This is a genomic window from Citrobacter sp. wls757 (assembly GCF_005280935.1).
GTDB classification, from domain to species: Bacteria; Pseudomonadota; Gammaproteobacteria; order Enterobacterales; family Enterobacteriaceae; genus Citrobacter; species Citrobacter portucalensis.
In genome coordinates, this window is the sequence record NZ_SZWU01000060.1 from 382,545 (window position 1) to 396,468 (window position 13,924).

A 13,924-nucleotide genomic window follows, 5' to 3' on the forward strand; every position below is an offset into this window, starting at 1 on the left:
TCTCTAAAGTTAAGGCGTTACCATGTTAAACCAGAAATCAAAGCTATCTAAATACCCGAGGAACTCATCAAGCTTGGCATGATTGCCGGAAATTTGTACATCACCCTTCTCTTCTGCCTGTTTCAGCGATTCTTCCTTGAGAATAATTTTGTTCAACGTTGCACGGTTAAGCGTAATGGAGGCATCAGCGTTGCTGGCCTGTGCATCAGCGCTATGGTTAAGAACACCGTTTTCCAGTTCCAGTTTGTATTTACCGCCGTCAGCACCTAAATCGACGTTGAAGACTGCCTGCGCATTTGCTGCTTTTTCTCCGTTAATATGTACCGCGAGATAATCAAAGAACATCTCAGGTGACATGGCCTTAACGGTATCCGGGCTGGCGGTATTTGGTGTCGCGCCTTTTACCACACCGTTGCGTAATTCTTGTGCACCAGTCAGATAAAAATTACGCCACGGACCGGACTCAGCCTGGTAACCCATTTGCTCAAGGGCATCTGCTTCCAGATTACGGGCTTCTTTATTGCTCGGATCAGCAAAGACGATATTGTTAGTGACTTGCGCCACCCAACGGTAATTGCCCTGGGCGTAATCAGTTTTCGCTTTTTGCATGATTGCATCGGCGCCGCCCATATAATCGACATATTTCTTCGCGGCATCAACGGGCGGTAATTCATTCAGTGTTGCCGGATTACCGTTGAACCAGCCGAGGTAAAAGACATACGTTGCTTTTACATCATGGCTGACAGAACCATAGTATCCACGGCTGGCCCATGATTTTTCCAGGCCAGACGGCAGTTTGAAGTTAGCGGCGATTTCGTCACGGGTCAGCCCCTGGTTAACCATGCGCAGCGTCTGATCGTTGATGTAACGGTACATATCACGCTGACTTTTCATTAACTTCACCACATTTTCATTACCCCAGGTCGGCCAGTGATGCTGAGCAATAATAATGTTTGCCTTTCCACCCCAGCGGCCAATAACGTCATTGATATATTTTGACCATGCCAGCGGATCGCGGATCTTCGCGCCACGTAATGAATAAGTGTTATGCAGCGTATGGGTGACATCCTCTGCAGCTTCGATCATTCCCTTCTCTTCTACATACCACAGCATTTCAGAAGGTGCTTCCGATCCCGGCGCCATCATGAAGTCATAGGTTAGACCGTCGATAACTTCTTTCTGCCCGGTGTGGGTAATATAGTTAGTGGGTTCAATCAGCGTCACCGTACCGGCGGAGGTTGTCGTCCCCAGACCCGCACCGACCTGACCTTTTGCATCCGGTTTAAGCAGATTGCCGTACATATAACTGGCTCGGCGACTCATGGCGTTACCTGCCATAATATTTTCAGATACAGCTTCCTTCATAAAACCAGCCGGTGCATATACCTTCACTTTACCGGATTTCACATCCGCTTCATCAATCACGCCGCGGACGCCACCGTAGTGGTCAACATGGCTGTGCGTATAAATGACGGCAACAACGGGTCTTTTACCGCGATTCTTATAATAAAGGTCCATTCCCACTTTCGCGGTTTCTGCCGATACCAGCGGATCAATGACCGTAATACCCTCTTTCCCTTCCATAATTGTCATATTCGAGAGATCAAGATTACGGATTTGATACACGCCATCGGTGACCTGGAACAAGCCGCCAATATTGATCAACTGCGACTGACGCCACAGGCTTGGATTAACCGTGTCGGGGGCTTTTTCGCCCTCTTTGATAAAGGCATATTGCTGAGGGTCCCAGACAACATTTCCCTGCTTACCTTTAATCAATTCACTGGGAAGCGGAGCAATAAAACCTTTATGTGCGTTTATAAAATCGGTTTTATCAGTGAATGGCAATTGACCATATAAGGCGTCATTCGCACTTTTGGTCTGAGCAGTCGCATCTTTTGCCCCTTCCTGTGCCAATACAGGTAGTGATATTAATGATGTTGAACACACACCAGCTAAAGCCAGATAACTTACTAGTTTATTAAGTTTCATAAATCCTCGCTAATAATATATTATCAAGAAGAAAGAAACCCTGCTGCTCTGATTGTTGAGAAGCTTCCGTAATACTGTATTTATCAGGTTTCTATGATCTAATGCTCGTAGGCTAACATGGTCTTATGAAACAATGTAATGCAATGACATTTATTTTTAAATTTCCTTTTGTTTTTATTTAAACAAAATAGCTGTAGACACCTGACTGTATAAAAAGATAATGGCTGGCATCCATTGCCTTTAGAACACTATATATGCGCACTCTCTATCTACTTCTCATCACTGGGATACTTTCTGGCTGTAATACTTCTCCCCCAGAGAAAGTTGTTAAAATCAATAAAATGGTGATCCCTGTTGTTCAGGCACAACCCGAGTCAAAATCAAGTAGTGACTCGGCATCCCTGTCCTTATACCAGGATAATAAACAGCAAATTGAAAACGTCGTGATTTCGTTAAAAAATGAATATCTTCATGAAGTTAAGCCAAGAGAGATGTTTGACGTTCATAGCCAGGCATACCAGGTTTATGCTTCTTTAACCAAGCTCGAACAAATGCAGCAAATGAACAATTTTTATTATAAGGAGCATAATCAAACAGGACTGTTAAGCATTAATCAGTCCGTGAACTCTCTTATTGAATAACAAGAAATCCTCCTCAGAGAATGATGAGGAGGTTTTTTTTACGATTGATATATAGCATGCCACTACAATAGAATATTAAAGTTAGATAATCGATTTGTAACTTGTTTGTGGGTTTATTTAAAATCGCTCAGGCAATTTATTGATGGAAGTAAGATACCCTCCGCGTTCAAAATCAATATACCCTCCTTTTTTTAACGCAGATACAACATTTAAAACACTGCTGCGCGATAAGTGGGTCCGATCCTGAATATAATCCAAAATAGAGACTCGCTTGCGAGTCTCTTCCGGTAACAAAATCATCTCTTCGAGGTGGTTACGTATCACTGAATAAGTCCGCTGCTGTACGACTAAATCATCACGATAAAAGAGATAACCCGTATGATATGAAAGCACTGCCGCCGCATCTTCCCACAAGCCTTGTTGATGAAAGAGTTCTCGTGCTTTATCGGCATCGACGCGTAATAAGGTTGACTCAGCTTCAGCGCGCAATAAATGGCCGTGTACCGGTTGGATCATTTCGGCAATACCGAACAGATGGGGTTCATAGACGGTCACGATTAACAGACCATCAGAAGAACGTAAAATGGACAGCTCCCCTTGCAAAAAAAGGTAGAGTTGAGGCTTATTCTTGTATTTCCACATGATACGCCGCCGCGGCACAACCTTCATCTTTTCTGCAATCGGTTCAAGTGCTTGCATTAGACGTTGTATGCTTTGTTCTGGGCGTACCGGAGGTGAAATTTGCATAATCAAACCTGTATTATTTAGATTGAAAACAATATGCTTTTACCTATATTCCATGAAGGTAGTACAGATTCATATTAAAACCATAAATTGCTCAATAATAAAAGTACAAATTTATTTTTATTTAAACGAGCGTGTGTGATAAGACCACCAGCAGACGGTTACTTGACACTGTCGGATAGATAATCCGCTATGGTGACTATTAACAATGCGTGAGATATTTAATCGGGAATAACGGCGCTAGAATTGATAGCTGTAGTTGACACTGGCAAACCATAACCACGGGTTCTTATACTGGCCTGCAAAGATATCAGATTTGACGTTGGACGACTGCATGTGCAAATACTCAACGGCAACGCCAATATTGCTGGCTGGCGTAATCTGGTACTGTGCACCGGTGGCAAGTCGCCATTCATCGCCGGTTGGCATCGAAAGCGCTACATCACTTTGCGATTTGTACGGTGAACTGTCATATGCAATACCGGCATTAATGCGCCACTGCTCATCGGGATGATATTGCACGCCCAGCGCTGTATGCCATGTATCTTTCAGACGATTATCACGATCGCTTTGCTGACCATTCATTGTAATCTGCGGGCTGCCAAACTGGCTCCAGTCCTGCCAGCCTAAATCGCCCATTACTGACCACTGCCTGTTGATATCGTGAACCAGACTAAGCATCACCTGCTGCGGAGCACGGACTTGTGTGGAGATCGGAAGATCATATCCAATATTAGGTATATTGGGAAAACGCGCTGTCCCGTCAATATTGAAATGATAATCGGTCTTGCTGGTCCAGGTTACACCCGCCCGTGTATTGTCAGTTAAGTCCATTAATAACCCAAGGTGGTAATTCATCGCCCAGTCATGATCGCTTTGTTTCTCATCGTGGCCATCGACATCTCTGCTTAGCGACAGAAAACCATAGTTTAGCCCTGCAGCTGCGCCAACCGACACCTTATCACTTAGTTTCCATGCAACGGCGGGACTCAGCGTCATCGCAACCATGGTACTTTGTTTAATTAACCGATCCCCTGCCCAGTTGCCGAAGTCGATACCTAACCCATAGTTACCGTACAAACCCAAACCGGCAGAAACGGTATCACTCAGCCGTTGCGTATAAAACATGCTGGCATTGGGGAAAAGCGTCATTACATTACCGGGGCTTTGTCTGCCATCTGTCGTATTATTCAGCGTATAGGGTATATCTCCGCCCATCGCCTGTAATCCTCCGGTGACCATATGGTCAGGTAAACGAGTCATCCCCGCAGGGTTAGTTAACAGCGTAGAGGCATCCTGAGCACGAGCGGCCTGCCCTGCACCAGCCAGTGCGGTATCCTCCGTTCCGATTTCATAGAAATAGAGCGCACTGGCGTGACCGACCGATGAAAAGATCATCCCGGAGAGAAAAATTATATTTTTTTTCATTGTATTACCTGTTTGGAGAGGTCGTTCTTTACTAAACGTAAGGTCAGCTATCACACGGTATTGATTTATGCTAATAGCATAATCAGGCATCAGGAATGATGTCGTGTTAAATTTCATCCAATATTAAATTTTATAATTCAACACAACGACATCTTAAAAGTCGACTTAATGAGAACTCTTCTTAATAAGTGATTTGACATAAATTCTAATGTAAAGAAATGAAAATTTAATCTTTTCATAAAAAAGTATGAGTGAAGTCGCCAACGGAAAAACCATAGTTATGATCATCACATAACTGTAATATGCGTTTTAAAAAGTAAAACCTTTACAGCCTTGAGGAGACCTTGTCTTCTCAAAACTTCGTGTCTCAAATATGTCTTTGATTTCAATGGGACACGATGATCATTAACCTCTAAAACCTAATATATAAGTGAGGTGAATATCTTATTGTGCTAACTAATCCTCAGGATAATAACGCTAATCTGGTCATGGATACATCATTTTTAAAATATGGAATTTTAATCATGCAATAACAATCAGGTATCTGATACGACTCATTCTTCTGTCATTTTTTGTAAGCGGAAGAAAAGAGTGATGATAGCTAATACAGGTAAAGATAGGGGTAATGACTTATGGCCTCACAATATGACTTTACTGTCACTCTGCACGATCTTGCTTTTATTCTTAAGCAGATCAAAATATCCGAAGCGGCAACTAACCCGGATGGCAGCGTTAATGCTGAATTGCTTAGAGAATTAGTTTCCAGTCCGCTATTGCCTTATGGACTTCGCACGGTAGATGGTTCATGGAATAATCTTCTACCGGGTCAGGAGTTATATGGCTCTGCCGACCAGACAATGCCGAGATTAACCGCGTTAAACTGGCAAGATGCGGACCAAATGACCAGTTATATCCAAATTGGTGGCACCGTTATTGATGCCGACCCACGTATTATTAGTAACTTAATTTCCGATCAAACGGCATCTAACCCAGCCGCGCTGGAGGTATTTAACGCGTTAAAAGATGCTCCCGGCGGGGGGACTATTACAGGAGACGGAGAAACGTTATCCATTCCTAACCAGTCTCCCGATATCGGTCTCTCCCCTGCTTTTAACGGCTGGATGACCTTCTTTGGCCAGTTTTTTGACCACGGTCTGGATTTGATTCCCAAAGGAGGCAACGGTATCGTTTTCATTCCGCTACAGCCGGATGACCCTTTATATGTGGAAGGGTCGTCAACAAACTTTATGCTATTAACCCGGGCAACGGTGGATGAAAATCGAGAGACAGTAAACCTGACGACCCCCTTCATCGACCAAAACCAAACCTACACCTCCCATCCTTCACATCAAATTTTCATCCGCGAATACGTCATTATTGATGGGAAACCTGAGCCTACCGGGAATTTATTAGGCGGTGCGAACGGTGGACTGGCGACCTGGGCCGACGTTAAAAACCAGGCTGAAACCCTGCTTGGCATTAAACTCACCGATCAGGATGTGTTTAATGTTCCCCTGCTGGCTACGGATCGCTATGGTAATTTGATTTTAAGTGAAAATGGAAAGGTACAGATTGTTACCACCGGCGGACTGGTTGAAGCCAACGGCGGTCTGTTGCCTGAGGGAACATTCCGCACCGGCCATGCGTTTCTTGATGATATTGCGCATACTGCCGCGCCAAAAGCGGGTCTGCTGGCAGATGATGACACTGCGATTGGGGGCGAAGGAGCGCAACCGGCAGGAACCTATGATAACGAACTGCTCGATCGTCACTTTATTACCGGTGACGGGCGTGGGAACGAAAATATAGGTTTAACCGCGGTGCACGCCGTTTTTCACAGCGAGCATAACCGTCTGGTTGAGCAATATAAAACAACACTGCTGGAAACCGGTGATATCGACCTCATTAATCAGTGGTTGATGCCCAATCATCAAATCACGGAATTACCTGCCGATACCAGTACGCTGGTATGGAACGGTGAGTACCTATTCCAGGCAGGCCGCTTCTCCACGGAAATGCAATATCAGCACCTCGTATTCGAGGAGTTTGCCCGTACCGTACAACCCGCCGTCGATCCGTTTGTTTTCTCCAACACGGCGGATATAAACCCGATGATCTTTGCCGAGTTTGCGCATGTGGTTTACCGTTTTGGGCATTCAATGCTGACAGAAACCGTGGCGCGCACCGACATTGATATGCAAAGCGGCGATATTGACCTGATTTCAGCATTCCTGAATCCGGTAGCATTTAATCAAATCAACGGGGCCACCGTCACGGACGATCAGGCTATTGGCGCAATTGTGCGTGGTATGACGCGTCAGGTGGGTAACGAAATTGATGAATTTATTACCGATGCTCTGCGTAATAATCTCATCGGCCTGCCCCTCGATTTAGGCGCGCTTAATATAGCCCGTGGCCGTGACACCGCAATGCCGACGCTGAACCAGGCCCGCGAGCAGTTTTTTGCATTAAGCGGTGATAGTCAACTGAAGCCTTATACCAGTTGGGCTGACTTCACTACCTACCTGAAAAATCCCGCTTCAATCATTAACTTTATGGCCGCCTATGGTCAGCATGAGCTGATCCTCAATGCCACCAGCCTTGAAGGTAAGCGTGCAGCGGTAAACTTCCTGTTGTTTGGTGATGCTAACAATGCCCCGCCTGCGGATGCGATGGATTTCTTTAACAGTACCGGAGCGTGGGCAACCAAAGAGACCGGCCTGAATATGGTCGATTTCTGGATTGGCGGGCTGGCAGAGCGCAAAAATGAATTTGGCGGCATGCTCGGCTCAACCTTCAACTTCGTCTTTGAAACACAAATGGAAATGCTTCAGGACGGCGATCGTTTCTACTATCTGAGCCGCGTTCAGGGATTGAACTTGCTCAATGAACTGGAGGCCAACTCGTTTTCCGCACTAGTAATGCGTAACAGCGATCTTGGTGATGAGGGATCCTCCCACCTGCCCGCAAATCTGTTCCAGACACCGGACCATATTTTTGAAGTGAACCGCGTGCTGCAAACGGAAATCGACCCGAAATGGGGAAATCCACTGAAGGATCTGCTCTCGCCGTTGTTGGTGCGTCGCGACCCAGGTGTGGATGTTGACGGCGATAGTTTTGCCGATGGCGGGTATCTGAAATATACCGGCGATGGGCATGTGGTGCTTGGAGGGACGGCAGGCAATGATACGTTAATCGGCGGTAAAGGGATCGACAGTCTGTGGGGTGATGGCGGAGATGACCGACTGGATGGCGGCGACGAAGCAGACGTGGTCCATGGCGGTGATGGTGATGACATTATTACCGATACCGGTACGCCCGTTGGTGATGCGGACTTCCTGCACGGTGATGCCGGACATGACGTTATCTTCTCCGGTAACGGAAACGATCTGGTCTTTGGTGGCAGCGGTAGCGACTTCGTGGTGGTCGGCGAAGATGCGCAGGAGGTCTTCTCGGGTCAGGATAACGACTTTGCGCTTGGCGGCTCAGGTGGTGATTTCCTGATGGGCAACGAAGGCGATGACTGGCTGGAAGGCGGCGACGGGTTTGACACGCTGGCGGGTGACAACTCTGAGTTGTTCTTCAACAGTACCATTATCGGTCACGATGTCCTCAACGGTCAGGGTAACGACACCGACTACGATGGCGAAGCCGGTGACGACATCATGGTTCAGGGCGCGGGGATCCAGCGCAATAATGGCATGGCCGGTTTCGACTGGGCTATCCATAAAGGCGACCCAAATGGCGCTAACTCTGACCTTGGGATCCCTATTTTCGTCAACCAGCAGGAGTTTATTCTACGCGACCGTTTTGATCTTGTTGAAGGGCTGTCGGGCTGGAAATACGACGATATCCTGACCGGGACAGAACAGCCGATAGGTACTGCGCCTGTTCAGGGCGTTCCCCTCTCTAACAACCTGACCCAGGAAGGTGCGGATCGGATCACCGGTTTACAGGCTATTCTCGGCGTAGAGCGTTCTACAAATCCGGACGCGGTGCTCCTGAATCCTGATGATGGTAGCGATATTTTACTCGGCGGTGGCGGTAGCGACCGCATTATGGGTAAAGCCGGTAACGATATCATTGATGGTGATGCATGGCTCAACGTGCGTATTGCCGTTACGGGTATGGCAGGGCTCACCAGCGCCGAAGGTATGGCTGAACTGAAATCGTACATGCTGGCCGGCACGCTGAAACCGAATCAGCTGTCGATTGTGCGAGAAATCCTGCATGAAGGTAACGGCACGGAAACTGACGTCGCGGTGTACCGTGATGTCAGCAGCAACTATGTCTTTACCCGTATGGCGGACGGTAGCCTGCGCGTCGATCACGCCACGCCGGATGCCGCGCTGAACCTGAATGATGGCATCGATCGTCTGTTGAACATCGAAAAACTGGAGTTTGGCGATGGGAAGCAGCTGTGGGTGACGGGGCAACAAGCGACGGGCGATCTGACCATCAGTAACCCTAACCCTTCGGTGGGCGACCTGCTGCGCGTCAACGTGGCGAACTTGCTGGATGGTAACGGGCTTGCGGCGGATGTGGCCATCACCATGACCTGGCAGGCATTCGTCAACGGCCAATGGCGAGATCAGGCAACCGGCGTTGAGTTCAGAGTGCCTGGTGCTATTCAGGGCGCACCGCTGCGTGTGGTAGCCAGCTTTAACGACCGCATGGGTGACGCTGAAACCCTGGTGTCGGCACAAACTCAGGCGATCCTACCGCGAAATCAGGCCACGACCGGTGTGCCGGTAATTAACGACCTCACCCCAACTGAAAGCCTGACGCTGACCGCGGTGGTTTCAGGCATTGCTGACGCCGATGGTCTGAGCGGCGGTAATTTCACTTATCAATGGAGAATGAGTTCGCCAACCGGATTCGTCAACATTAACGGTGCGACTTCCGCCACCTATACGCCGGGCCAGGCTATGGTTGGCAGAACGTTGCAGGTGGTCGTTACCGTCGTCGACGATGAAGGCAACCCCCCTGTTGTCCTGACGTCGACCACCACCCAGCCCGTAGGCGATCTGATTGTGGGTACCAACGGGGCTAACACCCTCGTCGGTACTGCCTGGAGCGATATCCTACGCGGTGAAGGCGGTAATGACACCTTACTCGGCGGTGCAGGTGACGATCTGCTCATTGGCGGTGCGGGAAACGACAACCTCTCTGGTCAGGCGGGGCAAGATATTCTGCAAGGTGATGCCGGTAATGACACGCTTGATGGCGGGCTTGGTGCCGACAGTATGACCGGCGGCACGGGCGATGATACCTACATTGTTGATGATTTCGGTGATGTAGTTATCGAAGGTGTGAATGGTGGCACGGACGTTGTCCGAACCAACCTCAGCAGCTACGACCTCACCGATAACGTGGAAGAACTGGTATTTACCGGCAGTGGTAGTTTTATCGGTACCGGTAATGCCATTGCGAACACCATTACGGGAGGGACCGGTAACGACTATCTGTTCGGCATGGGCGGTAACGACCAGTTGTTTGGTGGTATCGGGAATGACTTCCTCGATGGCGGAGATGGCGCTGATAACCTGCAAGGCGGAGTTGGTAACGACGTCATGATTGGCGGTGCGGGCGCGGATACCCTTTCCGGCGGTAGCGGGGACGATATTCTTAATGGTCAGGAAGGTAACGACATTCTGGACGGTGGTGCCGGGAGCGATATCTTCGCCTTTGGCGCCAACTTTGGGCAGGACCGAATTACCGGTTTTGACAGTAACCCCAACGGCGGGCAGGACTTCCTTGATCTCGTCTTGTTAGGTATCAACGCGGGTAATTTTGCCAGCAGCGTGTCTATCACCGGAAACAATGGCAACACCATTGTGACTATCGGTACAGATACCATCACATTGGTGGGCGTCAACTCAACCACCGTGAATATTGGTGACTTTTATCTGGAAATGCCCACCACCCTTGCCAGCAACAATGGCAATAGTTCATTGATCGTATAAGGAGAAGACTATGTCGCGCCAGCATACGCCAACAGAACTGAATGATGCATTAAAAGGAACGAAACCCACTTTTCTGATGCTGCTGTTTTTTAGTTGTGTGATTAATATGCTTATGCTGGCGCCGGCAATTTATATGCTACAAGTATACGACCGCGTGCTGGTGAGTAAAAATACCACCACGCTGTTAATGTTGACCTTATTGATTGTCGGCTTGTACATCGTTATTGCCATGATTGAATCTGCCCGCGCGCAGGTTATGGTCAGGCTTGGCAACCGGCTGGATATAAAGCTAAGCCAGTTGGTCTTTAACGCAGCCTTTAAAAGAAAGATGGTTACCGGCGATAACAACCCGGCGCAATCTTTAGCCGAACTGGATCAGGTTCGTCAGTTTCTTTCCGGGAATAGTCTGTTCGCCTTACTGGATATTCCCTGGACGCCGATATATCTGTTCATCGCCTTTTTGGTCCATCCCCTGCTGGGATACCTTTCTCTCGGCGGAATAACGTTATTATTTATTCTGACGCTGGTATCTGAAATCTCTACCAAACGCCCGATTCAGCAAGCGCACGCCTTAACCATTAACAATGCCAGCAAACTGAATAAACAGCTGCAAAACGCCGATGCCATTGAGGCGATGGGTATGCTCTCGACCCTGAAGTCCAACTGGCAGGAGCAACATAACAAAGTGCTGGCGCTACAAACGCAGATTGCCGACAAAACGGCCGGGTTAAGCAGCCTCAGCCGCTTTGTGCGGGTGTTGCTGCAATCTATTGCGCTGGGCGCAGGGGCTTTACTGGTGATCGGCGGCCATATTACTCCGGGCTTGATGATCGCCGCCTCGATCATTCTTGGCCGCGTCCTCAACCCGGTAGAACAAGTTATTGGCAGCTGGAAGCAGTTCGTGCAGTTTCGTAGCGCGTGGCATCAGCTCTCAACCTTGCTGAAGGAGTATCCGGCACCGAAAGAGGTACTGACCCTGCCGCGTCCGAACGGCAACATCAGCGTCGAAAGCGTCTTCGCCGCTGCCCCCGGCCAGCCTTCCCCGCTACTGCGTAATATCTCATTCCAGCTGGAGCAAGGTGAAGTTCTGGGGATTATCGGCCCCTCAGCCTCAGGGAAAACCTCGCTGGCAAAGGTTCTGGTTGGCGTCTGGAAACCGTTATCAGGGAAAGTCAGATTAGACGGCGCAGATATTTGTCAGTGGGATAAAGCGCTGCTGGGCCCATCTATTGGCTATCTGCCGCAGGATGTGGAACTGTTTGACGGTACCATCGCGCAAAACATTGCCCGCTTCGCGCAGAATGACAGTGAGCTTATCGTCGCCGCCGCATTACTGGCAGGCGTTCATGAGATGATCCTGCGCTTGCCGCAAGGTTATGACACGCTGTTGGGCGCAGGCGGATACCAGCTCTCCGGCGGGCAGCGGCAGCGCATCGGGCTGGCACGCGCCGTGTATAACAATCCTGCGTTCATCGTGCTTGATGAACCGAATGCCAATCTTGACGACGCGGGCGAATTTGCACTCGTTAAAGCCATCAATACCCTGCGTACACAGGGACAAACTACCGTCATTATCTCACACCGCCCGACGCTGCTCGGCGTGGTCAATAAGGTTTTGCTGCTTAACGATGGCGCCATACAGGAGTTTGGTACTCGCGATCAGGTTTTTGCCCATTTGCGTCAGGCCAACGTACTGAAACCGGTGGCTACGCCTTCTCCATCCACGACTGAACAGCAACGTGAGGCCTGATGATGAAAAAGAATCCCCACAACACGGCATCTGCTGGCGTAGATACCAATATCTGGTCGCCGATTATCCGGGGCGTGATCGTCATTGTGCTTGGTGTCGGTAGTTTTATATTCTGGGCAGTGCAAGCTCCATTAGATGCGGGCGTGGTCGCTGATGGTACGGTAACCGTATCGAGTAACCGCAAAACCATTCAGCATCTGAGCGGCGGTCGGGTAACGGATATCTTTATCAAAGAAGGCGACTTCGTGAAGAAAAATCAGGTTCTCGTCCGGTTGGATAAAATGCAGCTCGAAATGCGTTTCAGCGCGTTAAATGCCCAGTATATTTCTGCAAAAAGTATCGAAGATCGCCTGTTGGCAGAACGCGATGGCCTGGAAGCGATCCGCTTTAATACGACGCTGACGCAGCATTTCTCTGGCAATAAACGGCTGACAGAAGTCAGAAATCTGCAGGCCAAGCTTTTCGATACGCGTCGCAAAACGATTCAGGACGAACTGTCGATGATTGAGGAGACGCTCGATGGTCTGGTTGGGCAAACGGATAATCTCAATAAAATAAAAGGCTATCGCGACCACCAGTTTTCTCTGATTAACCGGGAGTTGGGGGCTATTCGCGCGCTGAGCGAAAAGAACTATTACCCCAAAGCGCAATTACTGGTGCTGGAGCGCGAAGCGGCTGAAATATCTGGCAGCGTTTCAGAAGATATTCTTAATATTGCCAAACTGAAATCGCAGCAAAACGAATTAAAAATTAAAGCCTACCAGGTGCGTCATCAATATTTACGTGAAGTTGAGTCTGAACTGACGGAAAACCAAAAAGAAGTGGCGATGCTGGAGGATGAACTGGTGTCCACACGTCACGAGCTGGATAACACCGAGATCCGCTCACCGATTAACGGTATCGTGCTGGATGTTAAAGTCAGTACCGTGGGCGGCGTCATTCAACCCGGCGAACATCTTATGGATATTGTCGCCGCCGGACAACCCATGCAAATTGATGCAAAAATACCCGTGCATGCCATTGATAAACTGGTCCCCGGCTTAACCGTTGATGTGCTTTTCCCTGCCCTTAACCATGCCCTGTTGCCGTCGGTTCCGGCCCGGGTTCTGACTATCTCGGCGGACCGCTTAATTGATGAAGCCACTCAGCAGCCTTACTACCTTGCGGAAGTACAGGTTTCAGCAGAGGGCGCGCGTTTGCTGGGCGATTACAAAATTAAAGCGGGAATGCCCGCCAGCGTGACGATCAAGACCGGTGAACGAACCCTGATGAGTTACCTGTTTAAACCGTTGATTGCCCGTCTGGAACTGGCTTTTAAAGAGTATTGAGCCATCCATTGCCGGTATGGCGTACGGCTTGTCGCGCCATACCGCTTTCTGCCGTTGCTGGCAGCTTTGCTTTCT

At 48.9% G+C, this 13,924-nt stretch carries 7 protein-coding genes; 4 read left to right on the forward strand and 3 right to left on the reverse strand.

What is annotated here, in order from left to right; genetic code table 11:
• Window positions 1–9: 9 nt before the first annotated feature.
• Window positions 10–1,992 (reverse strand): alkyl sulfatase dimerization domain-containing protein, encoded by a 1,983-nt coding sequence (locus FDW94_RS16730; protein ID WP_137377922.1) that lies wholly within the window; start codon window positions 1,990–1,992, stop codon window positions 10–12.
• Between the two features lie 254 nt (window positions 1,993–2,246).
• Here FDW94_RS16730 and FDW94_RS16735 point away from each other — a divergent pair, with 254 nt between their 5' ends.
• Window positions 2,247–2,633, forward strand: a complete 387-nt coding sequence (locus tag FDW94_RS16735) for a hypothetical protein (protein ID WP_111465586.1) — start codon at window positions 2,247–2,249, stop codon at window positions 2,631–2,633.
• Window positions 2,634–2,750: 117 nt separating this feature from the next.
• Here the strand turns inward: FDW94_RS16735 and FDW94_RS16740 are convergent, their stop codons facing one another.
• Complete coding sequence (locus FDW94_RS16740) at window positions 2,751–3,380, reverse strand: winged helix-turn-helix transcriptional regulator (RefSeq protein ID WP_008784772.1); 630 nt, start codon at window positions 3,378–3,380, stop codon at window positions 2,751–2,753.
• Between the two features lie 237 nt (window positions 3,381–3,617).
• Window positions 3,618–4,805, reverse strand: a complete 1,188-nt coding sequence (locus FDW94_RS16745; protein WP_048235374.1) for an outer membrane protein transport protein — start codon at window positions 4,803–4,805, stop codon at window positions 3,618–3,620.
• A gap of 632 nt (window positions 4,806–5,437) precedes the next feature.
• Here FDW94_RS16745 and FDW94_RS16750 point away from each other — a divergent pair.
• From FDW94_RS16750 to FDW94_RS16760, 3 genes are read left to right on the forward strand one after another with little or no spacing between them, the layout of a single operon-like run.
• The gene (locus tag FDW94_RS16750; RefSeq protein ID WP_008784774.1) at window positions 5,438–10,771 is read left to right on the forward strand and encodes a peroxidase family protein; all 5,334 of its coding nucleotides are present in this window, start codon (window positions 5,438–5,440) and stop codon (window positions 10,769–10,771) included.
• Window positions 10,772–10,781: 10 nt separating this feature from the next.
• Window positions 10,782–12,521 carry a type I secretion system permease/ATPase gene (locus FDW94_RS16755; protein ID WP_057067763.1) on the forward strand — a complete coding sequence of 580 codons (1,740 nt, stop codon included), beginning with the start codon at window positions 10,782–10,784 and terminating at the stop codon, window positions 12,519–12,521.
• The gene (locus FDW94_RS16760; protein WP_170974247.1) at window positions 12,521–13,849 is read left to right on the forward strand and encodes an HlyD family type I secretion periplasmic adaptor subunit; all 1,329 of its coding nucleotides are present in this window, start codon (window positions 12,521–12,523) and stop codon (window positions 13,847–13,849) included. The genes FDW94_RS16755 and FDW94_RS16760 overlap by 1 nt, the downstream gene beginning before the upstream one ends.
• The last annotated feature ends 75 nt before the right edge of the window (window positions 13,850–13,924 follow it).